The following is a 21237-nucleotide window of genomic DNA, read 5'->3' on the forward strand; positions in this document are numbered from 1 at the left end:
CTCAATTGCTGTTCGCTTCCTCAATCGCCTTGTTGCCCCGCTCAACCGCGTTGTCGAGCGCCTGCTGCGCCGTTTCCTGGCCGGCCAGCATCTTCTCGAATTCCTCGTTCTGGATGTCGCGAACCTGCGGCAGGTTGGGAAGCCGCACGCCCTTGGAATTGTCGGTCGGCTCCTTGCCCATCATCTGCAGGATCGGGGTCTCCCGGCCGGGGTTCTTGTCATAGAAACCCGACTTCTTGGTCGCCTCGTAGGCGGCCAGCGTTACCGGCAGATAACCCGAGCTTTCATGCAGATATTGCTGCACGTCGGTCTGCGACAGATAGGTGAAGAACGCTGCAATGCCCTTGTACTTCTCGTCCGACTTGCCGGCGAATACCCACAGGCTGGCGCCGCCCGGCGTCGTGTTCTGCGGTGCGCCCTTGGCGTCGCTGTCGTAGGGAAGCTGGCCGATGCCGTAATTCATGCCGGACTTGACGATGTCGCCGAGGCCGCCGGAGGATTCGGTCAGGATACCGCATTGGCCGGCGAGGAAGATCTGCTTTGCCTCCGAGGTGCGGCCGCCATATTTGAACGTGCCGTCCTTGGCGAGGTCGGCGATAGCCTGGAAATGATTGACGTAGATCGGCGCATTGATCTCAAGCTTCACATCGCCGCCGGCAAGCCCGTTTTGCTGAGTCGCCCACGGCACGTTGTTCCAGGCTGCGAAATTCTCCAGATGGATCCAGGTCAGCCAGGTCGTGGTGTAGCCACATTCCGCCGCACCGCTCGCCTTGATCTTCTTGGCCGCGTCCCACACCTCGTTCCAGGTCTTGGGCGGGTTGTTCACATCAAGCCCGGCCTTTTCGAAAATATCCTTGTTGTAATAGAGGATCGGCGAGGACGAATTGTAGGGGAAGGACAGCATGGTGCCGTCCGGTTTCGAATAATAGGCGACGATGCCGGGCAAATACTGGCTCTTGTCGAATTTCGCGCCGGCATCGGTGAGTACGTCGGCCACCGGTTTGATCGCGCCTTCGGCAGCCATCATGACCCCGGTTCCGACGTCGAACACCTGGATGATGTCGGGTGCCTGCTTGGCGCGAAAGGCAGCGATTCCGGCGTTCAGCGCTTCGGGATATGTCCCCTTGAACACCGGGACAACCTCGTAGTCCTTCTGGCTGGCGTTGAAATCCTTGGTGATCTTGTCGACCACCGCGGCATTGGCGCCGGTCATGGCGTGCCACCAACTGATTTGCGTCACGGCAAAGGCCGAACTGGTGGAAAGCAGGGTCAGCGTCGCCGCAGCACCAATCGAAACGCCCAAAAATTTCATGATTTTCTCCCGTATGCCGTTTGCGGCTTGAATTCCCGCAAATGAGGATATGTGCCGAAATGGCGATCGACAACGATTTTGTTGCACAGTTGCGGCCGAAGGAAAAATGCGATCTTTCTAATAAATCCCGCGGCCCGCCCGCTCCTGAAAAGCGGAAGCCATCGGCTATACGGAGCTGGCGACAATCATGTGACAATCGATGGCCGCTAAAGGGTTGATTTTTACCGATGCTCCCGTCTGCTCGCTTTGTCCGCATTGGCGCGGTATAGCGGACTTCTCCATTTTTACCTTTGTCGCCTCGCACGACGCTGAACGAAGGTGGACACGCGAACGAGCATCGGCTGAATGACGGAAGATCAACAATTTAGGGGAAAGCCCTTCGTTTACGGAAGCCCCGTTATAGCAGTGGCTCCCATGATGGACTGGACTGATAGGCATTGTCGGTTCTTCCACCGTCAATTGACGCGCCATGCCCTGCTTTATACGGAGATGGTGGTGGCGGACGCCGCCATTCATGGCACGCGCGAGCGGCTGTTGGGATTCGATGCCACTGAACATCCCGTTGCGTTGCAGCTTGGCGGGTCCGATCCGGCCAAACTGGCGCAAGCAGCCCACATCGGCGAGTCTTTCGGCTATCGCGAGATCAATCTCAACGTCGGCTGTCCTTCGGACCGGGTCCAGTCCGGCACATTCGGCGCCTGCCTGATGAAGACGCCGGTGCTTGTCGCCGAATGCGTCGCGGCCATGAAAGCGGCGGTGCGTATCCCTGTTACCGTGAAGTGCCGTATAGGGGTGGATGACCAGGATACGGAGGAAGCGCTGGACGCTTTGGCCGATGGCGTGTTCGCCGCCGGAGCGGACGCGCTATGGGTGCATGCGCGCAAGGCGTGGTTGGCTGGCCTGTCCCCCAAGGAGAACCGGGAAGTGCCACCGCTCGACTACGAGCGCGTCTATCGCCTGAGGACAAAAAACGGCAACCGTTTCATTGGCATAAACGGCGGTGTGAAGACCCTGCATGAGGCAGAGACACATTTGCAGAACCTCGACGGGGCCATGCTCGGCCGCGCCGCTTATCATACGCCCGGTCTGCTCACCGGGATCGACGCCGCGTTCTACGGTGCGGACGCCGGTGAATTCGACTATCCCGAACTAATCGAAATTATGTCAGCCTATGTGGCTCGTCATATCGAAGGAGGCGGACGGCTCGGTCATGTGACGCGCCATATGGTGGGTCTGTTCCATGGGCTTCCCGGCGCGCGCCGCTGGCGGCAGATTCTTTCCACCGAGGGCACGAGGCCCGGGGCCGGGCCGGATGTGCTCAAAGCCGCGTTCGCGGCGGTCAATTTCGAAGGCGCGGACGAGCAGGCAGCCTGATCGGTAGGGGCCTGACGAAATCAGTCGCGCAAAATCATGCGGTCGCCGCGCACGTCGAAGCCGGATAGCGTGCCGATGAAATTCATGCCGAGCAGGCTTTGTCCCAGCGTGCCGGGTGCCGCGACCAGGACCGGTATGTCCTTGCGCACGATCCCGCCGATGGAGATTTCGTCTGCTCTCACGCCGGCCGCCTTGGTGGTGCCGTTGGCGGTCGAGACCGGTATCGTGTAGTTCAATGCGGCCGGATCGAAGCCTGCGGCTCGTGCATCGTTGCTGGTCAGGACCGTGCTACTTGCGCCGGTATCGACCACGGTATGGATGGCTGTGCCGTCGACCAGGATGCGCGCTTCGAAATGACCGCTCAGCGCCTTTTCAAGCGTAACGGTTGCGCTGCCGTCTTCGACGCTGAGGGCGAGCGGGCTGCCTGGAACCAGCCCGGCTGTGACCCGGCTGGCAAAATCCTGCAATTCATAGCGGTACTGGTAGCCCGCGATCAGGGCGAGCACGATGATGACCCAAACGCCAAGCTGCCCCGCCACCGTGCCGAATGACCGGCCCGAGCGCAGCACACCCGCGCCGATCAGCGCCACGAAGGCACCCAGCCAGACAAGTTGGCCGAAATCGTCGTTGGCTAGACCGAAGGTTGTTCCAGCCGAATTGTTGAACATCAACAGGATCAGCGCAACGCCAATGACCCCCATGATTATCCAGAACAGCCGGTTCAAGGCAGGCATCGATTCATGGGAGGAGGTCGCGCTCGCGGGCCATGCGCGTGCGGCGCGTTTCGCGGCGCGGCTTGCGTTCGACCGTTTCGAGGCGCGCCGGCAGTTCGGCCATGACCGACTTGCGCGTTTCAGGCGTCATGTCGAGCCATGCGCCGATCTCTTCGCGCGTGCGGGCGCAGCCGAAACAATAGCCGGTCTTCATGTCTATAGAGCAGACCAGAATGCAGGGGGATTCGACGGCGGTCATGGGATTGGCGCTGGTTCCTTGGTTATCTCCCACATGGTGTAACTGGAAAGCCAATGCAAGCCCTTCGGATTCCGCCACTCGCGACCACTTTCGCGCCAGTACGAAAGGTTGTGCCAGTACGTCAGGACGGCTATGCCGCCAGACAAACCACAGGAAATGCCGACATGAACGACGCGCTGCCTCTCAACGACTTTCGCGACCTTCTCGCTAACCTGCCGGCGGCGGACAAGGAGGCCGAGGTACGCGTAAGGACGCTGTTTGCAAAGGCAGACAAGCAACAGGGCTCCCTTGGCCGCATCGAGGATATCGCCGCCTTTCTGGCTGCATGGTCCGGCCGCGCGCCGCCCGCCGTGTCGCGCCCGCTGATGGCGATCTTTGCCGGAAACCATGGCGTCGCCCGACACGGCATCTCGCCGCGCTCCGTCACTGCGACTGCCGGTTCCGTGGAGTTGTGCGCAGCCGGTGGGGCGGCAATCAACCAGATATGCATCGCCTACGACCTCGGCCTGAAAGTCTTCGATCTCGCACTGCATATTCCGACCGGCGATATCAGCGAGACGGCGGCGCTGGACGAGCGCGGCTGCGCGGCCACCATGGCGTTCGGGATGGAAGCCATTGCCGACGGTACGGATCTGTTGTGCCTCGGCGACCTGGGCGTTGGAAACTCCACCGTTGCGGCTGCCCTGCTGGCGGCGATTTTCGGCGGCGAGGGCGCTGAATGGGTCGGTCCCGGTTCCGGCGCGGATGCCACGATGATGGCGCGAAAGGCAGCTATCGTGGATGCGGCGCTCGCCTTTCATCGCGGCCATCTCGATGACCCGCTGGAAGCGCTGCGGCGGGTTGGCGGCCGGGAGTTCGCGGCCATCGCCGGCGCGATCATCGCGGCGCGCATGCAAAAAATTCCGGTGGTGATAGACGGTTTTGCCGCGCTGGCAGCGGCGGCGGTCCTGCATGCCGCCAATGCGGCGGCGCTCGATCATTGCCTTCTGGCCAGCCTGCCGCCGGAGCCGGGCTATCGCAAAGCCGCCGGCCTGATGGGCCTTCGCCCGTTGCTCGACCTCGGCCTGTACCATGGGGAAGGTGTCGGCGCAGCCCTTGCGGCCGGCGTCATCAAGGCGGCTGCCTTGTGCAGTTCGGGCATGGCGAGGGCTGTTGCCGCTTAACGCCTGCGAGCGCCTGCGACGGCCTTGGTCGGTAGAGCCGGCAGCTCTTCCATCACGCGGCTTACGGGGAAGATCGCGATGGCTTCGGTGCCTTCCCGAAGCTTGGAGTGCAACTCGAACTCGCCATCGTGCATGGCAATCAGGCCTTGCACGATCGGCAGGCCAAGGCCGGTGCCTTGCTCGGCGCTTTTGATGGCGATGGAGCCTTGCCCAAAGGCGGAGAGCACGATCGGGATTTCGTCTTCCGGGATGCCGGGCCCGTTGTCCCTGACCGAAACATATTGCCCGCCGCCAGCCGTCCAGCCGACGCGCACTCGGACCTCACCGCCCGTCACGGTGAATTTTATCGCATTGGACAGGAGGTTGAGAATGACCTGCCGCACGGCCCTTTCGTCTGCGAACAGGCGCGGCAGGTGAGCCTCGAAATCCTGGACGATGCGGATGTCCTTGTTGCGCGCCCGTAGCTCCATCATGTGGCAGCAATCCTCGGCGATGTTGAGCAGCAGCACAGGCTCTTCGTGCAACTGATAGCGGCCCGCTTCGATGCGCGACAGGTCGAGAATTTCGTTGATGAGATCGAGCAGGTGTTGGCCCGAATCGTGGACGTCCTGCGCGTAAGAGCGATAGGTGGGGTTGTTCAGCGGCCCAAGCACCTCATTGGCCATTACTTCCGAAAAACCGAGGATCGCATTGAGCGGTGTCCGCAATTCGTGGCTCATTGATGCGAGAAAGCGCGACTTGGCCAGATTGGCTTCTTCGGCACGCAGGCGCGCCTCGTCCGACATCGATTTGGCGGTTTCCAGTTCGGCGATCAAGGCGTCTTTTTCGGTCCGGAACGACAGGAACATCACGGTCGAGCGGTTGAGCTGTCCGGCGACATAGGAAAAAAACGGCAGGGCGACGACAAGCAACCCCACCATGATACCGTCGACGGGCGCGGGGATGTGGGTGGCGGTGTAGGCATAGACCGCCACCGGCCCGGCAAATGTCGCGAGCAGGGCTCCGCGCAGCGAGGAGGCCATCATGGCCGTGGCAGCCATGGCCAGCAGCAATATCACCGCCTTGATGACTGGAACCTGGTCGACCGAGCAGGTGCTGCAGCCGAGCGAGGCAAAATAGGCCCAGCCCAACCCGCTCATGAAGTGGGCCGCCAGAAAGTTGTTGCGGTATTGCTGCGGCTTCGCCAACTCTGCCGTGTCGAGACGGTCGACCTTCCGGGCGAAGAGCGCGAGACCGGCATAGCAGGATACCGTCAGCAACGCCCAAATAACGATATTGAGGCCCATGCCGGCGGCAAGACCGGCTGCGGCGATCGCGACCACCAGCAACGGAATGGCGGTCGCGCCGCCGATCATGGCGCGGGCGTGCAACTTCAGAAGGTCGCGGTCGTAATCGTGGCTGCCCGATTGCTGCGATAGACGGTCGCGCATCTTGCGCACGGCACGCGATACATCGCTGTTGCGGTGCGGTTTGCGGCGGTCCACAATATTCTTGTCCGCTGTATTGGAGAACTGCAACGACATGGAAACTTCGAGTTTTATGAGCAGCGGGTGCAATTCCTAACGCTAGCGTCGAATGATTAAGAGACTGTTTGCCATATGAGGCGTCAGCGTTTCGGTGGGCCTTATTCGCGCCGGCCACGCAGCCGGTTGCGAACATTTCTGGACTACGGCGTAACGGCCGTCCTGCTTGGAGTTCTGCTTTTGGTGGCGGCACGGCTGGAGCGGGCCAACATGCGCGAGGAACGAGGAGCCGCTACCGTTGTCGACGGCGATTCGATCACGCTGGGAACGACGCGCATCCGCCTACGCGGCATCGATGCGCCTGAATATTCGCAAACCTGCCAGCAGGACGGGACCGATTATGCCTGCGGCAAACGTGCGCGCGAAGCACTCGCCGCCATGACCGCCGGCCGGGCCGTTTCCTGTACGGGGTCGCAGCACGACCGCTATGGCCGGCTTCTGGGCGATTGCACGGCCGGCGGCGTCGATCTCAACCGTGCTCAAGTGCAAGCGGGTTGGGCGGTCGCCTATGGCGGTTTCGGGACCGAGGAAGCCGCCGCTCGCGGCGCGCGGGCGGGTATCTGGGCCGGCACATTCGAGCGGCCCCAGGAATGGCGCCAACGACACGGAGCGAAAACCGAGCCGAAACACGACGATTTTCTGGCGTGGGCAGGCGATCGCCTACGGCAGGCTCTTCGGTTTTGGTGATCGACGACCTATGTTCACCCTCAACCGGACAGGAGAGACGGATGAAGCTTTTTGATGGCGGCCGCGCGCCCAATCCTCGGCGGGTTCGTGTGTTCCTGGCCGAAAAGGGCATCGAGGTGCCTCTGGTGCCCGTCGACATGGGCGCGCTGGAGCACCGGCAGGACGCCGTAAGTTCCCGCAACCCCTTGCGTCGTCTGCCGGTTCTGGAACTGGATGACGGCACGATCATCACCGAGTCGGTCGCGATCTGCCGCTACTTCGAGGAGCTTCACCCGGATCCGGCTCTCTTCGGCAGAGGCGCGGTCGGCAGGGCGACGGTGGAGATGTGGCAGAGGCGTGTTGAACTCCACCTCATGGCGTGCGTTGCCGCCGCGTTCCGGCACATCCATCCGGCGATGAAAGAGTGGGAAATCCCGCAAATCCCGGAATGGGGCGAGGCGAACAAGCCCAAAGCCATTGAATTCCTGGAATTTCTCGACGGGGAATTGGCTGAAAGGGCGTTCATCGCGGGCGATACGTACTCGATTGCCGATATTACCGGCCTGATCGCCGTCGATTTCATGAAACCGGCGCGCATTCAGATGCCGCCGGAATGCGTGAACGTGCTGCGCTGGTACAAGGACGTCTCCAGTCGGCCGAGCGCTGCCGCCTGATATGAGCGAGGCGCTCGACCAGCTGACGGCGCAAATCCGTGCCTGCCGTATCTGCGTGGAAAACCCGATCGGCAAGCCGCTGCCGCACGAACCCCGGCCGGTGGTCGTCGCCTCGTCGCATGCGAGAATCCTGATCGCCAGCCAGGCGCCGGGCACTAAGGTGCATTTGAGCGGCAGGCCGTTTACCGACGCATCGGGCGACCGCTTGCGGAACTGGCTCGGCGTTACCGACGATGAATTCTACGACCCGCAAAAATTCGCCATCGTGCCCATGGGCTTCTGCTTTCCGGGCCAGGACGCCAAGGGCGGCGACCTGCCGCCGCGCCGTGAATGCGCGATCCATTGGCGTGAACCGCTGATGGCGCAGATGCCGCAGATAGACCTCGTGCTAACCATCGGAATTTATGCTCAGACCTGGCACATGGGGAGCGCGCGTGGCGCCTCGTTGCGCGAGACGGTGATGAACTGGCGCTCCGTCTGGGAGGTCTCTGCGGAGCGGAAGGTGTTGCCCCTGCCGCACCCGTCATGGCGCAACACCGGCTGGCTGAAGCGCAACCAGTGGTTCGAAATAGATTTGCTGCCTTTCCTTCGAACAGAAATTCGGCGTCGAGTTGATTAGCTCGCGCGCAATAAATGCCTCGTTGTATCGGCAAATGGCGGAATTTCTTTCTTGTAGATGAGGTCGATAAGGCGGATTATAGGCGATATTTTCACGAGGACTGCCTATGGACCGCCTGGACAGAAAAATTCTCCGCCTCCTTCAAGAGGACTCGACGCTCGCCGTGGCCGATGTTGCCAAGAAAGTCGGGCTGTCGACCACGCCGTGCTGGCGGCGAATCCAGAAGCTCGAGGAAGAAGGCGTCATCAAGCGCCGGGTGGCGCTGCTCGACGCGACCAAGATCAACGTCCGCGTTACGGTGTTTGTTTCGATCCGCACCAATTCGCACAGCCATGAATGGCTGCGGCGGTTTTCCGAGGTGATCCAGGAATTCCCCGAGGTGATCGAATTCTACCGCATGAGCGGCGATGTCGACTATCTGCTGCGTGTCGTCGTGCCGGACATCGCGGCCTACGACGCCTTCTACAAGCGCCTGATCGCCAAGATCGAGATACGCGACGTGTCGTCTTCCTTCGCCATGGAGCAAATCAAGTACACGACCGAGATGCCGCTCGACTACATGGTGCTGGACAAGGAATCAGGCGCGCACGCCGCCTGATCTAGCGTGCCATTCCGAACGGAATACCGGTTTGCTTTATTTTTCCAGGCGGGCGAGCAGCGCCGAGGTGTCCCAGCGCTTGCCGCCCATCGCCTGCACATCCTTGTAGAACTGGTCGACCAGCGCTGTTACCGGCAGGCTGGCGCCGTTTCGGTCCGCCTCGTCAAGGCAAATGCCGAGATCCTTGCGCATCCAGTCGACGGCGAAGCCGTAATCGTATTTCCCGGCATTCATCGTCTTGTGGCGGTTCTCCATCTGCCAGGAACCAGCCGCGCCCTTGGAGATGACCTCGATAACCTTCTCGATGTCGAGGCCGGCCTTCTTGCCGAAATGGATGCCCTCGGCCAGGCCCTGAACGAGCCCGGCGATGGTGATCTGGTTGATCATCTTGGTCAGTTGCCCGGAGCCTGCCGGCCCCATCAGCCCGACCATGCGTGCAAAGGCGTCGATCACCGGCCGGGCCTTGTCGAAAACCTCCTGTTCGCCGCCAACCATGACGGTCAGCACGCCGTTCTCCGCGCCCGCCTGGCCGCCGGAAACCGGGGCATCGAGGAAGCCAAATCCGGCTTCGGTGGCTTTCTGGTCAAGCTCGCGCGCAACCTCGGCGGAAGCGGTCGTGTTGTCGATATAGATCGCGCCCTTCTTCATCGATCGGAAAGCGCCGTGCTCCCCGATCGTGACGGAACGCAGATCGTCGTCATTGCCGACGCAGGAGAAGACGAAGTCCTTGTCCAAGGCAGCTTCCGCCGGCGTTTGCGCCAGCTTGCCGCCATGCTCGGCCACCCATTTCTCGGCGGTAGTCTGCGTGCGGTTGTAGACGGTAACGTCGTGCTTGCCCTTGTTCTTCAGATGCGCCGCCATGGGATAACCCATCACGCCAAGACCGAGAAACGCCACCGAAGCCATCGCTTTACCTTCCAGAACGAGAATATGAGCCGCGATGGTCTATGCCATGCGAAGGATACGTCAAGATGCCCGCGCACCCTTGGGCATAGTGCCAGCGGTCAGCGCTTGAGATGTTTTGTGATGCGGCGTTCTATCCATTCGATGGTGTGGCGCAGCACCTCGACAATCATCAGGTAGATGACGGCCGCCCAGATGTAGGACTGGAAATCGAAGGTGCGCGCATAGGTGAGCCGCGTCACCCCCATCAGGTCGTAGACGGTGATGATGGCAACGATGGCCGAGCCTTTTATCATCAGGATGACTTCGTTGCCGTAGGGACGCAGGGCAACGATGGACGCCTGCGGCAGGATGACTTTCCACAGCGTTTGCAGTTTATGCATGCCAAGCGAGGCCGCGCCTTCCCATTGGCCCCTGGGGACGCTTTCTATGGCGCCGCGCAACATTTCCGCCTGATAGGCGGCCGTATTCAGCGAAAACGCGAAGATGGCGCAATTGAACGCCTCGCGGAAGAAACTCCACAGTCCCACGGAATCGAGTTCGGCCTTGAAGGAGCCGACGCCGTAATAGACCAGAAAGGTCTGGGCCAGCAGTGGCGTGCCACGGAAGAAATAGACGTAGGCGTAGGCCAGCCCCGAGAGAAACGGGTTCCTCGACATGCGGGCATAGGCGACGGGCACAGAAATGACCGCGCCGACCACAATGGATATGGCGACCAGGGAAATGGTGACGCCGAGCCCCTTCAGATAGCTAGGCGCATATTTCGTAATAAGTTCCGTATCCCACGAAGAAGCCAGAAACCACACGAGCGCCAGGCCAAGTAACGCCCACAAGCCCATGAGGATGTGACCGCCAACGCGCTGGCTGTTCCAGACGCGCGGAGGCAAGGGCGGCGGCAAATCGGCAGCGGTGGGGTTCTTCGATGCTGCTGTCATCGCTGCACGTCCTGACGCCTGACGGCTCGCTCGATGGCGCTGATCCCGACGGAAGAAACAATGGCGAGCAGCAGATAGATCAGCGCGGCCACGCCGAAGAACAGAAAGGCATGCTTGGTGACACGCGCCGCAACACCAGCCTGCCGCAAGATGTCGGTGAGGCCGATGGCGGATACCAGTGCCGTGTCCTTGAGCAGGATTAGCCACAGATTGGCGAGGCCGGGCAGCGCGATGCGGATCAGTTGCGGCAGCACCACCAGCCGCATGGTCTGACTGCCGGACAGGCCGATCGCGTGGCCGCCTTCATACTGACCCTTGGGGATGGCGCGGAAAGCCGACAGGAATACTTCGCTGGCATAGGCGGAAAACACTGCGCCCAGCGCTATCATGCCCGAAATGAAGCTGTTGACCTCGATATTCGCGTCGGGGGCGAACAGGTGCACGACCTTCTGGATGCCGATCTGCGCGCCGTAAAATACGACGAAGAGAGTGAGCAGTTCAGGTAGCCCCCTGAAAATGGTGGTGTAGATATCGCCAGCCAGCCGGAGCGAGGGTTCTTTCGACTGTTTGGCGAGCGCCGCGAGAAAGCCGATTGCCAGTCCGAGCGGCAAGGTGGCCAAGGCCAGCGACACGGTGACGAAGACCCCATAGCCGATGTCGTCCAGCCAGCCCTGAGGCCCCCAACTGAGCAGCGTCCACGTGCTCTGCATCCGCCCGCTTGTCCTCCACCGTCGCTTGCACACCGTGCTGCCCTCAGGCACGGCCAAACCCTTGCGCTTTCAGGTAAAGAGTATGCGAAAAGCTCGAGAAATCATCGACTTGCGCAAATTACCTGAAGAAACTTGATCCCAAAGTCAGGAGTATGCTGCAGGCGAGCGGTGGATAACCCACCGCTCGTTTTGATGGCGTTGACGGCTAGTCGCCGTAAACGTCGAACTTGAAATACTTGTCGTTGATTTCCTTGTACTTGCCGTTGGCGCGGATGGCGTCGATCGCGGTGTTGAACTGGTTTGCCAGGTCGGTTTCGCCCTTGCGGATTGCGATGCCGGCGCCTTCGCCATGGATTTCGATGACAGGCTTGATGGTTCCGACGATCTTGCAGCAGGCGCCATCCGGCGTGTCCAGCCACTGGGTAAGCACGACGATGTCGTCGTTCACCGCATCGAGCCGACCGTTTTCAAGGTCGAGCTGGTATTCCTGCGCGGTAGGATAGGGCTTGATAGTCGAGTCCGTATAGGTTTTGCTCGAATAGTTGAAATGGGTGGTCGACGCCTGTACGCCGATGGTCTTGCCAGCCAGGTCTTCCTTGGTCACGCCCTTGATGTCGGTGTCCTTGGGCGCGGCGATGGCCGGCGGCGTGTTGTAGTATTTGTGGGTGAAATCGACCTGCTTCAGCCGCTCGGGCGTGATCGACATGGAGGCGATGATGGCGTCGAACTTGCCGGCCTGAAGTGCTGGGATGATGCCGTCCCAATCCTGGGCGACGAACTCGCACTTGACCTTCATTTCATCGCACAACGCCTGGGCGATATCGACGTCAAAGCCGACCAGCTTGCCGTCGGCGGTCAGGTTGTTGAAGGGCGGGTAGGCGCCTTCAGTACCGATCTTGATTGTCTTTTCCTGGGCCTGGGCAACGCCCAGCGTCAGAAGCGCGGCGGAAGCTGCCAACGCAATACGCAGTGCAATACGCATAATGTTCCTCTCTGTTTAACTAAGGTCGTTGTTTCCACGATCCTTGGAACGGTCTCCCCGACCGCTCGCTGAACGGATACTCCCACTTTTTGCGGAAAAAAAGCAACTGTAAAACCGTCGCCGAACGGAAACCTATTCCGGTTCTCGTTTAACCCGACAGGCCGGTCGTCCGTTCGATAAAATCGGCAATCGCGGCAATGTCGTCGAGCGCGAATACGGGCAGTTTTTCCGATGGCTGGGGATAGTCGGCAGCGACCGCGACGATGTTCGGATCGTTTTGGGAAAGCGGCGTCGTATCCTTGGCCGAAAGTCTGCGCGTCTCGATTTTCCGGTGTGATTCGCGCTTGTAGCCTTCGATCAGCACGATGTCGGCAGGCCCCAGCCTGGCCAGGATTGCGTCGAGGGCGGGTTCCGGCTCGTCGCGCAACTCGTGCATCAGCGCCCAGCGCCGCCCTGAAACGATCGCGACCTCGGCCGCCCCTGCCTGCCGATGGCGAAAACTGTCCGCGCCCTCCCGATCGATGTCGAAATCGTGGTGGGCATGCTTTACCGTCGAGACACGCCACCCACGCGCCGTCAGTTCGATGACCAGCCTTTCCGTCAGCGTCGTCTTGCCGGAATTCTTCCAGCCGGTAATTCCGAAGATGAAGGCGTTCATTTCGCACCGACTCCCAATATACGTTCGGCCTCGGCAATATCGTGCGGCGTATTGATGTTGAAGAAGGGATCGACAACCTGCCCGCCTTCGATCTCCGGCACGAACTCGACGTGGATGTGATCCTGACCCTCGACAAAGGCCGACACCTTGCGCTGGCCCTCGGCCAAGGCGCGGGAAAGTGGCGAGCGCAGCGAAACCGGCCAAAGCGCGAATACCGGATGGCTCCGACCGTCGGAATGAGCAACAGTGATGCGGTCAGGCGATGCGCCGGCGGTAGATGCCCGCCGCTGCACCAGATCGAGGGGCAGGAACGGCGTATCGCCGGCCGCACTGACCAAGGAGGTCGCGGACCCGTTTGCCGCCGCCCATTCCAAAGCGGCCAACACGCCGGCCAACGGCCCGGCGAATCCCTCGGCCGTGTCGGCGACCACGGGGAGATCGAAATGCTTGAAGCGGGAGGCGTCACCATTGGCGTTCAAAGCCAGTCGCGCAACTTGCGGGAAAAACCGGGTAATGACGTGGGAGAGGATAGGTCGGCCAGCCAATTGCAGCAGGCCCTTGTCGCCGCCGCCCATTCGTCTTAACAGTCCACCGGCAAGGATGACGCCGGCAATTTCGTCACTCATGGAAAATGCCCTTGCAAGCATGCCGCATGCGATGCGTGTGCGTGGCGCCTATATGCCGTCCGGCGCCATCGTCGGTCCAGTGCTTTCGGCTGCGGCTTTTCCACGGCCGACGATCTGTTCGCGATACAGCGTGTAGATGCCCGAGCCGACGATGATGGTTGCACCGACGATCATCGGCATGTCCGGGAAATCGCCGAACAAAAAGACGCCTAACAGGATCGCCCAAAGCAGCGCCGTGTAGCGGAACGGCGAGATGAAGGAAATGTCACCGATGCGCATCGCCATGATGATGAACTGATAGCCGACCAGAAGAAGCACAGCCCCGATTGCCAGGAGCACGGTGGCTTCCAGGGTCAGGGGCGTCCATCCGCCCATCGGTTGAAGCATTGCGGCGCCGACGAGGGTGACGGCGAGCGAGGTTACCGCCGATATCAGCAGGGTGGGGATTTCGACAGGGATTTTCCGCGTGGAGAGGTCGCGTATGGTGCAAAGGAACACGCACACCAGAACCAACAGGGAGAAGGCGTTGAAGCCGTCGAAGCCCGGCCGCACGACGACCAGCACGCCTGCAAAGCCCACGGCAATCGCAAGCCAGCGTCGCCATCCGACATACTCTCCGAAAAACAGCGCGGCTCCCATGGTTACGGCCAGGGGCAGGGCCTGCTGCACAGCGGATACATTGGCGATCGGCAAATGGGACAGGGCGATGAAATAGGCGACCGTGGCGGATGCCTCACCTGCAACGCGCACGGCTACCAGCGGATGCAGCATCGAACGGGGTTTTGCGAATGCGCCGCGATGCCAGGCGAGCAGCCCGACCATCAAGGTGGCAAACACGCCGCGCGCCAGCATGACCTGCGCGATGTTCATGGTTTCGGACAGATATTTGGTCAGCGCGTCGCTGATGGTGAAGCCAACCATGGCCACGACCATGAACAGTGCGCCGCGAAGATTTGGAGATAAGGGCACGGCGCGCTTCCATTGCGATCTGGAGCAAGCCTGTAGCAGCCGCGCTCCAGACAGCAATCCCAAATCGCTGGGCCACGATCTCTTAGCCGTTCAAATGCGGGGGGAGACGGTCAGCCGCCGGTGACGCTCATATGCCGGGATACCGACGGCCGCTTGGTTCGGCGATCGATGACGAAATCATGGCCCTTCGGCTTGCGGCCGATCGCTTCGTCTATCGCGTCGGCAACCAGTTCGTTGCCTTCGGACGCCCGCAGCGGCGCGCGCAGATCCGCAGCGTCTTCCTGACCAAGACACATATAGAGCGTGCCGGTGCAGGTGAGGCGCACGCGATTGCAGCTTTCACAGAAATTGTGGGTCATCGGCGTGATGAAGCCTAGCCGTCCGCCGGTTTGCGCAACCTCGACATAGCGGGCGGGGCCGCCGGTCTTGTAGGGAATGTCGTTCAGCGTGAATTCGCGCTCAAGCGAGGCGCGCAGCAGCGACAGCGGCAGATACTGGTCGGTGCGATCTTCGTCGATCTCACCCATCGGCATGGTTTCGATGACGGTCAAATCCATGCCGCGTCCATGCGCCCAGCGCAGCATGTCGGGCAGTTCCTCATCGTTAAAGCCCTTGAGCGCAACGGCGTTGAGTTTGACTTTCAGGCCGGCTGCTTGTGCGGCGTCGATGCCTGCGACGACTTTTTCCAGATGGCCCCAGCGCGTGATCTTGTGGAATTTGGCAGCATCCAGCGTATCGAGCGACACGTTGATGCGCTTGACGCCGCAATCGGCCAACTCGGCTGCGTAGCGGGAAAGCTGGGAACCGTTGGTGGTCAGGGTCAATTCTTCCAACGCACCGCTTTTCAGATGCCGGGAAAGCTCGCGCACCAGATGCATGATGTTCTTGCGCACCAGCGGTTCGCCGCCGGTGAGCCTTATCTTCTTCACGCCTTTTTCGATGAAGACGGCGCACAGCCGGTCCAGTTCCTCCAGGGAAAGAAGGTCTTTCCGGGGCAGGAACGTCATGTTTTCCGCCATGCAATAGGTGCAACGGAAGTCGCAGCGATCCGTGACCGACACGCGCAAATAATTGATCGTACGGCCGAACGGGTCGATCATGTCCATGCGCTTCTGTTCCATCCTTCGCCTCAAATAGGGCAACTGCGTTATATACCGCTATGTGATACGATCGGGCGAGCGGTTCAAGCGAATTGGCTTCTCTTCCGGCAATATTGGCGCGCCTCGCCGGCATGAAGGCAAGGAAACGCTTGGTCCAGGCCTTTTGCTGGACGGCAAAGCGGCCTAAAGCCTGTCTCCCGAAAGTGGGAACCGGTTTCGGGGTAAAGACATGCGAAAAAACAAAGACCTAAAGCTCGGCAAGCGAATCTGAAGATCGCGACGTGCTTTAGGAAGTCTGGCGGATAAAGGATCACCACTATGACGGCGCCGAAGGAATTGAGGGTCTCGAAGGACCGCAGGCAACTGACCGTGACCTTCCCCGATCATCAGCCGATGGAACTGACCGCGGAACTTTTGCGGGTTGCCTCGCCTTCCGCCGAAGTCCAGGGGCATTCGCCCGAGCAACGGGTGACGGTGCCGGGAAAACGAAACGTGGCCATCCTCAAGATCGAACCGGTCGGCAATTATGCCGTGCGCATTACCTTCGATGATTTCCACGATACCGGCATTTTCACATGGACCTACCTGCATACGCTCGGCGCCGAAAAGACGCAGCGGTGGGAGGCCTACCTTGCGGAGCTGGAGGAAAAGGGGATGAGCCGGGATCGATAGTCGTCCGTCCTTCACGTCTCCTTCAGCAGATCGGCCACCTTGCGCATGTGTTCGCCGATCATGTCGCACTCGTCGGGCGTCGACTGGCTCATGGCGGCTTCGATCAGCGTCATGTGGATTTTCAGCGCACGCATCAGCAGTTCCTCGCCCGCTTCGGTCAAGATGAGCCGCAGGATACGCTTGTCCTTTTCGTCGCCCTCCCGACGCAACAGGCCTCGCGTCTCCAGTTGCGGCAGCAGCATGGTGATGTTCGAGCGCCCGACCAGGAGCCGGCGCGCGAGATCGTGTTGGGACATGCCGGGGTGGCGATAGAGGTTCATCAGCACATCGAGTTGCGCAGGCTTCAAACCGATAGGCGCAAGCCGGGCTGCCAGCGTCCGCTCCACGACATGGCAGGCGCGCGCCAGCGCAACCCAATTGCGAAAGCGTGGATTATCCCAGAGCAGCTCTTGTTTATTGTTCATATTTGAACTAGTTATGTTCACTCTTGAACGAATGGATGGACAGGCACTATGGCATCATTCGGCCTGAAGGTCATCCGCGGTATATTCGCCGCCGGCGAACGGGTCGCGCCACGGCTGGCGGGGCGCGTGGCTTTTGAATTGTTCTGCCGCACGCCCAACCCCGCAAAGCTGAATGAGCGTGAAGGCCGCGCCGTGGCGCGCGCCGCCGATTTCATGACAGGCGCGCGCCACCACCGCCTGCGAACCAGGACCGGCTGCGTGACGGTCCACGAGTTCAGGCCGGAGCCGGGCAGGGCGCCGCTCGGGACCGTCCTGGTCGTCCACGGCTGGCGCTCGCGCACCGAATATATGCGGGCGCTTATCGAGGGATTTCGGGCGGCCGGCTATCGGGTCGCGTCACTGGACCTGCCCGGCCACGGGCAATCTCGCGGTCGAAGCCTCAACCTGATCAACGCAGTCGAGGCCGCCCGAACGGCCGCCGAATGGTTCGGCCCTTTCGAGGCGGTGGTGGGCCATTCGTTCGGCGGCGCGGTCGCGGTCAATGCGATCGCCGGATCGATAATGGGTATCCCGCCACTGGCCGCGAAAAGCCTCGTGCTCATAGCCGCGCCGAGTTCGCTGCCGGCGATCTTCGCCGGGTTCAGCGCCATGGTCGGCGTCGGACCACGCGCGCAGGCGGCGATGGCCGATCGTGTCGAGCGACTGGCCGGCCGGCCTCTCGAAGATTTTTCGGGCACGCGCCAGTTGGTCGAGATGCCGTTGCCGACGCTTGTCATCCACGCGCCGGATGACCGCGAAGTGCCAACGGACCATGCCTTGCGCTATGCAAAGGCCGGCGATCACGTGCGCCTGCATTGGGTGGAGGGACTGGGCCACCGCCGCATCCTTTCCGATCCCGGCGTCGTCAACAGCGCCGTCGCTTTCGTGGCCGAACAGCGACAGTCGACGCTTCACTGAGAGTTACGGCTTCTTGTCGCCATGCTCGACCGGCAGGCCGGCCTCTTTCCAGGCAGTGAAGCCACCGAGAACATGCTTGACCGGGGCAAGCCCCATATCCTGCGCGGTCTTCGTTGCCAGCGCCGAACGCCAGCCGCTGGCGCAAAAGAAAACGAACGTCTTGCCCGATGCGAAGAACGGTTTGTGGTACGGGCTTTCCGGATCGATCCAGAATTCCAGCATGCCGCGGGTAACGTGTTTGGCGCCCGGAATCCGGCCTTCGCGATCCAGTTCGCGCGGATCGCGAAGGTCGACAAGAACGGTGCCGTCGTCGCCAAGCAGAGCGGCCGCAGCCTTGGGCGAAATGGCTTCGATCTCGGCATTTGCCTCATCAAGAAGCTGGCGATATCCCTTTTTCACGACGCTGCCTTTCCATTCGTTGCTCAATTCGATGATGGCTTAGCACAGGCTGTCGCCGGTCATCCATGATTGCAGGCGCGCGGTCACATTCATGTGAAGCTCCCGCGCAACATCCTCGTCGAAATTTATGAAAGCTTAATCAAATCGGTATGAATCGGTATAGTTGCGTTATACATCCGCCAAGGGGTTAGCGAGAGCATCCGGCGTCGGCAATTGAAATCCAGCAATCCAGCGGAGCGGACAATTCATGATATCGTTCGGGAAAAGGACCGTCATGGTGCCGCTGTCGGTTGTGGCAGCGCTGGGAATGGGCTTGCCGCAGGCTCATGGCCAAAATCTTTTCGACGCGCTGTTCGGCGGTGGCGCAAAGAAAAGCCAGCCGTTGAAGGGTGAATTCCCGCCGCCGCCCAAACGTAAGAAAAAGGCCGCTCCCGCTCCCATTTCGCGGATCTCCAGCCCGACCTACAATGCCTACAAGGCCGACGCGCTGGTACGTGTCGATTTTTCCGACCTGGTGGAAACGCCGCAGACCACGGCGACCATCCCTGTAACCGAAGCCGCGCTGGACGCATCCGCCAAGCCGCAGACGCAAGGTTCGACATTCCGCGATGCGCTGGCCGGCCTCGACGGATACGAGTTGTCGGCCGAGCGTGACATCGCCAAGGCGCTTGTCACCTATTATTCGACCAACCCCGATTTCATCTGGGTGAGCGACGGTGCCGTCAATGCCAGCGCCAGGGAGGCGCTGAGGGTGCTGGGCGAATCGGCAAGCTACGGCCTGATGCCATCCGACTATTTTGTCGAGGTGCCACCGGCCAGCGTTGCATCTGGCGACAACGCCGATCATCTCAAGGCGCTGATGCGTTTTGAAATGGCGCTTTCGGCACGCGTACTGCGCTATGTGCACGACGCGCAGGATGGACGCATCGTGCCGGACCGCATTTCGGGCTACTATGATTTGCCGGCCAAGCCGCTCGACATGGTAGTCGTGCTGAAGACGCTCGCCCATATGCAGGCGGTGCGGACATATCTCGAATCGCGCCATCCCCAGAACCCGGAATATCAGGCACTGCGCGTCGAACTCGAGACGTTGCAGGCCAGCGTTGAAAACGAGATCGTCGTCGATCCGAAACTGCTGTTGAAGCCGGGCGGCATAAGCCCCGAATTGCCGAAACTGCTGACGCTGATTTCACGCGATAGCGATGACGAGATAAAGAGCCAGTTTGGCGATGTGCTGACCAGGCTGGGCACCAGCGAAACCTATGATGCGGAACTCGTCCCACTTGTCGAGGCGGTGCAAAAAAAGGCTGGCCTGAAACCGGACGGCGTGATCGGCCCGCGCACCGTGGCGCTGCTCGCCGGCGTTTCGAAGGCGGACAAACTGGCCAAGGTTCGATATGCGCTCGAGGAACTGCGCTGGCTGCCCTCGGATTTGGGAAGCCCGCGCGTGTTCATCAACCAGCCCGCCTTTACCGCAAGCTATATCGATAATGGCGTGGAAAAGCTGAAGACGCGCGCCGTGATCGGCCGGACGACGAACCAGACCAGCTTTTTCTACGATCAGATCGAGCAGGTCGATTTCCATCCCTATTGGGGAGTGCCGCAATCGATCATCGTCAACGAAATGCTGCCGAGATTGCGCAGCGATCCCGGTTATCTCGACCGGGCCGGTTACGAAGTGAGCGACGCGAAAGGCAAGCGCATCCCGTCATCGTCGATCAATTGGGGCCAATACGGCTCCAAGGTGCCGTTCAATGTTCGTCAGGCGCCCAGCGAAGCCAACGCCCTTGGGGAACTGAAAATCCTCTTCCCCAACAAGCACGCCATCTACATGCACGATACGCCGCAAAAGGCGTTTTTCCAGCGCGACATGCGTGCGCTCAGCCATGGCTGTGTGCGCCTGCAGGACCCGCGCGGCATGGCTGCAGCGGTGCTCGGTACCTCGGTCGACTACATCGCCGAAAAATTGAAGAAGGGCCACGCGAGCGAAAAAATCACGCGCACGATTCCCGTCTATGTCGCCTATTTCACCGCCTGGCCGGATATGTCCGGCCAGGTCGAGTATTTCCCCGACATTTACGACCGCGACGCGTACCTGCAACGAGCGCTGGACGTCACCGAAGCCGTCCGCTCGCCAACGACTTGAAGGCCGGTAGTTGACTTCCGCATAACGCCTACCTTATATCGCGGCGCGCTTGGCCTTCGGGCAACGAGCGGGCGATTAGCTCAGCGGGAGAGCACACCCTTCACACGGGTGGGGTCACAGGTTCAATCCCTGTATCGCCCACCATTCCATTTAAAGTCAGTAGGTTAGCCTGCACGATCCTCTGGTGGGACACACGAGGGGAACACATTCGTGCGCCAGCCGACATATCTCATGCTCTCACGCAACGGCGTATTTTATTTCCGCTGGCCACTGCGGGAGGCTCAAGCGCCAAATCGCCATCGCTCTAGCATCAAGGTCTCTCTTCGCACTCGTGACCCAAGGTCAGCATTGCACCTGTCGCGCTTTCTTGGTTACGTGGCAGGCATCATTGAACAGTACGGAGCTAGGCGGGAAATGCAGTTCCAAGACATTCGCGATCTGCTGCATCGGCATTTCACGGCACTGCTCGCCTCTCGCAAGCTCTCCTTGCAGCAGGATGGCCCGCTGGACGCTCTTGACCTCTCTATCCTGGAAAGCAGCCTGGGTGTGGCAGCAGAGGCGGTCGAAGGTCGGAACACCCTTAGCATCGTCACCGATGACGCCGCGCTTATGAGCCGATTCATCGATCACTACAGCCTGCCTTTGCAAACCGGGGACGGCGAAGTATGATCAATTCAGCCACGAGCTTCACAAAGCCTACCGTGACTTCTGTGCTGCAGTCGTTAACGAGAACAGTACGTTAGTGCGTTTTCCGAATAATTGCGGTTACGTATCATAGCCAGCATGTGCGAACATGTTTTCGCATTCCTTTGGTG

The 21237-nt window shown here is 60.7% G+C and carries 24 protein-coding genes and 1 tRNA gene; 11 read left to right on the plus strand and 14 right to left on the minus strand.

Translation table 11 applies throughout. The features are described 5' to 3' along the window. Position 1: 1 nt before the first annotated feature. Positions 2 to 1312: a sn-glycerol-3-phosphate ABC transporter substrate-binding protein UgpB gene (gene ugpB, locus ACX3P1_RS06660; protein WP_459078765.1), complete on the minus strand. Its 1311-nt coding sequence runs from the start codon at positions 1310 to 1312 to the stop codon at positions 2 to 4. A gap of 345 nt (positions 1313 to 1657) precedes the next feature. Between ugpB and dusA the strand changes: the two genes are divergently transcribed. Beyond that, on the plus strand, positions 1658 to 2686 hold the full coding sequence (gene dusA / locus ACX3P1_RS06665; RefSeq protein WP_459078766.1) for a tRNA dihydrouridine(20/20a) synthase DusA: 1029 nt from the start codon (positions 1658 to 1660) through the stop codon (positions 2684 to 2686). Between the two features lie 20 nt (positions 2687 to 2706). Here the strand turns inward: dusA and ACX3P1_RS06670 are convergent, their stop codons facing one another. Further along, positions 2707 to 3411 carry a TIGR02281 family clan AA aspartic protease gene (locus ACX3P1_RS06670; RefSeq protein ID WP_459078767.1) on the minus strand — a complete coding sequence of 235 codons (705 nt, stop codon included), beginning with the start codon at positions 3409 to 3411 and terminating at the stop codon, positions 2707 to 2709. Positions 3412 to 3424: 13 nt separating this feature from the next. Beyond that, on the minus strand, positions 3425 to 3658 hold the full coding sequence (locus tag ACX3P1_RS06675; protein ID WP_459078768.1) for a DUF1289 domain-containing protein: 234 nt from the start codon (positions 3656 to 3658) through the stop codon (positions 3425 to 3427). A gap of 164 nt (positions 3659 to 3822) precedes the next feature. On the opposite strand from ACX3P1_RS06675, the gene ACX3P1_RS06680 reads away from it, so the two are divergent. Beyond that, positions 3823 to 4821, plus strand: a complete 999-nt coding sequence (locus tag ACX3P1_RS06680) for a nicotinate-nucleotide--dimethylbenzimidazole phosphoribosyltransferase (RefSeq protein WP_459078769.1) — start codon at positions 3823 to 3825, stop codon at positions 4819 to 4821. On the opposite strand, the gene ACX3P1_RS06685 is transcribed toward ACX3P1_RS06680, so the two are convergent. Next, entirely contained in the window at positions 4818 to 6344 is a 1527-nt protein-coding gene (locus ACX3P1_RS06685; protein WP_459078770.1) for a sensor histidine kinase, read from the minus strand. The two genes, ACX3P1_RS06680 and ACX3P1_RS06685, sit on opposite strands and share 4 nt — an antisense overlap. A 126-nt stretch (positions 6345 to 6470) precedes the next feature. Between ACX3P1_RS06685 and ACX3P1_RS06690 the strand changes: the two genes are divergently transcribed. The 4 genes from ACX3P1_RS06690 (at position 6471) to ACX3P1_RS06705 (ending at position 8901) form a co-directional block, all read left to right on the plus strand. Continuing rightward, positions 6471 to 7031: a thermonuclease family protein gene (locus ACX3P1_RS06690; protein ID WP_459078771.1), complete on the plus strand. Its 561-nt coding sequence runs from the start codon at positions 6471 to 6473 to the stop codon at positions 7029 to 7031. Positions 7032 to 7072: 41 nt separating this feature from the next. Next, a complete protein-coding gene (locus ACX3P1_RS06695) occupies positions 7073 to 7684 on the plus strand; it encodes a glutathione S-transferase (RefSeq protein WP_459078799.1) in 612 nt (203 codons plus the stop codon). A 1-nt stretch (position 7685) separates the two neighbouring features. Further along, positions 7686 to 8303, plus strand: a complete 618-nt coding sequence (locus ACX3P1_RS06700; protein ID WP_459078772.1) for a uracil-DNA glycosylase family protein — start codon at positions 7686 to 7688, stop codon at positions 8301 to 8303. Positions 8304 to 8409: 106 nt separating this feature from the next. Further along, complete coding sequence (locus ACX3P1_RS06705; RefSeq protein ID WP_459078773.1) at positions 8410 to 8901, plus strand: Lrp/AsnC family transcriptional regulator; 492 nt, start codon at positions 8410 to 8412, stop codon at positions 8899 to 8901. A gap of 36 nt (positions 8902 to 8937) precedes the next feature. Here the strand turns inward: ACX3P1_RS06705 and ACX3P1_RS06710 are convergent, their stop codons facing one another. The 8 genes from ACX3P1_RS06710 to moaA all read right to left on the minus strand — a co-directional run bounded on the left by ACX3P1_RS06710 (position 8938) and on the right by moaA (position 15790). Continuing rightward, a complete protein-coding gene (locus ACX3P1_RS06710; protein ID WP_459078774.1) occupies positions 8938 to 9807 on the minus strand; it encodes an NAD(P)-dependent oxidoreductase in 870 nt (289 codons plus the stop codon). A gap of 98 nt (positions 9808 to 9905) precedes the next feature. Beyond that, the gene (locus ACX3P1_RS06715; protein ID WP_459078775.1) at positions 9906 to 10739 is read right to left on the minus strand and encodes an ABC transporter permease; all 834 of its coding nucleotides are present in this window, start codon (positions 10737 to 10739) and stop codon (positions 9906 to 9908) included. Next, positions 10736 to 11449 (minus strand): ABC transporter permease, encoded by a 714-nt coding sequence (locus ACX3P1_RS06720; protein WP_459078776.1) that lies wholly within the window; start codon positions 11447 to 11449, stop codon positions 10736 to 10738. Before ACX3P1_RS06720 ends, ACX3P1_RS06715 begins: the two co-directional genes overlap by 4 nt. 205 nt (positions 11450 to 11654) lie before the next feature. Continuing rightward, the gene (locus ACX3P1_RS06725; protein WP_459078777.1) at positions 11655 to 12431 is read right to left on the minus strand and encodes an ABC transporter substrate-binding protein; all 777 of its coding nucleotides are present in this window, start codon (positions 12429 to 12431) and stop codon (positions 11655 to 11657) included. 148 nt (positions 12432 to 12579) lie between these two features. Beyond that, entirely contained in the window at positions 12580 to 13089 is a 510-nt protein-coding gene (mobB, locus tag ACX3P1_RS06730; RefSeq protein WP_459078778.1) for a molybdopterin-guanine dinucleotide biosynthesis protein B, read from the minus strand. Beyond that, positions 13086 to 13715, minus strand: a complete 630-nt coding sequence (gene mobA, locus ACX3P1_RS06735; protein ID WP_459078779.1) for a molybdenum cofactor guanylyltransferase MobA — start codon at positions 13713 to 13715, stop codon at positions 13086 to 13088. Before mobA ends, mobB begins: the two co-directional genes overlap by 4 nt. Positions 13716 to 13763: 48 nt before the next feature. Continuing rightward, positions 13764 to 14684 carry a DMT family transporter gene (locus ACX3P1_RS06740; RefSeq protein ID WP_459078780.1) on the minus strand — a complete coding sequence of 307 codons (921 nt, stop codon included), beginning with the start codon at positions 14682 to 14684 and terminating at the stop codon, positions 13764 to 13766. A 110-nt stretch (positions 14685 to 14794) separates the two neighbouring features. After that, the gene (gene moaA / locus ACX3P1_RS06745) at positions 14795 to 15790 is read right to left on the minus strand and encodes a GTP 3',8-cyclase MoaA (RefSeq protein ID WP_459078800.1); all 996 of its coding nucleotides are present in this window, start codon (positions 15788 to 15790) and stop codon (positions 14795 to 14797) included. Between the two features lie 312 nt (positions 15791 to 16102). On the opposite strand from moaA, the gene ACX3P1_RS06750 reads away from it, so the two are divergent. Further along, positions 16103 to 16456 (plus strand): gamma-butyrobetaine hydroxylase family protein, encoded by a 354-nt coding sequence (locus ACX3P1_RS06750; RefSeq protein WP_459078781.1) that lies wholly within the window; start codon positions 16103 to 16105, stop codon positions 16454 to 16456. 11 nt (positions 16457 to 16467) lie between these two features. On the opposite strand, the gene ACX3P1_RS06755 is transcribed toward ACX3P1_RS06750, so the two are convergent. Continuing rightward, a complete protein-coding gene (locus ACX3P1_RS06755; protein ID WP_459078782.1) occupies positions 16468 to 16920 on the minus strand; it encodes a MarR family winged helix-turn-helix transcriptional regulator in 453 nt (150 codons plus the stop codon). Positions 16921 to 16968: 48 nt separating this feature from the next. On the opposite strand from ACX3P1_RS06755, the gene ACX3P1_RS06760 reads away from it, so the two are divergent. Next, positions 16969 to 17877 (plus strand): alpha/beta hydrolase, encoded by a 909-nt coding sequence (locus ACX3P1_RS06760; protein WP_459078783.1) that lies wholly within the window; start codon positions 16969 to 16971, stop codon positions 17875 to 17877. Between the two features lie 3 nt (positions 17878 to 17880). Here ACX3P1_RS06760 and ACX3P1_RS06765 read toward each other — a convergent pair whose 3' ends face one another. After that, the gene (locus tag ACX3P1_RS06765; RefSeq protein ID WP_459078784.1) at positions 17881 to 18276 is read right to left on the minus strand and encodes a rhodanese-like domain-containing protein; all 396 of its coding nucleotides are present in this window, start codon (positions 18274 to 18276) and stop codon (positions 17881 to 17883) included. Between the two features lie 247 nt (positions 18277 to 18523). On the opposite strand from ACX3P1_RS06765, the gene ACX3P1_RS06770 reads away from it, so the two are divergent. From ACX3P1_RS06770 to ACX3P1_RS06780, 3 genes are all read left to right on the plus strand, one after another. Further along, entirely contained in the window at positions 18524 to 20422 is a 1899-nt protein-coding gene (locus tag ACX3P1_RS06770) for a L,D-transpeptidase family protein (RefSeq protein ID WP_459078785.1), read from the plus strand. Between the two features lie 69 nt (positions 20423 to 20491). Further along, positions 20492 to 20566 (plus strand) — tRNA-Val (locus tag ACX3P1_RS06775). Between the two features lie 87 nt (positions 20567 to 20653). After that, positions 20654 to 21091 carry a hypothetical protein gene (locus ACX3P1_RS06780; protein ID WP_459078786.1) on the plus strand — a complete coding sequence of 146 codons (438 nt, stop codon included), beginning with the start codon at positions 20654 to 20656 and terminating at the stop codon, positions 21089 to 21091. The last annotated feature ends 146 nt before the right edge of the window (positions 21092 to 21237 follow it).

It is taken from the genome of Mesorhizobium sp. A623, from assembly GCF_054489405.1.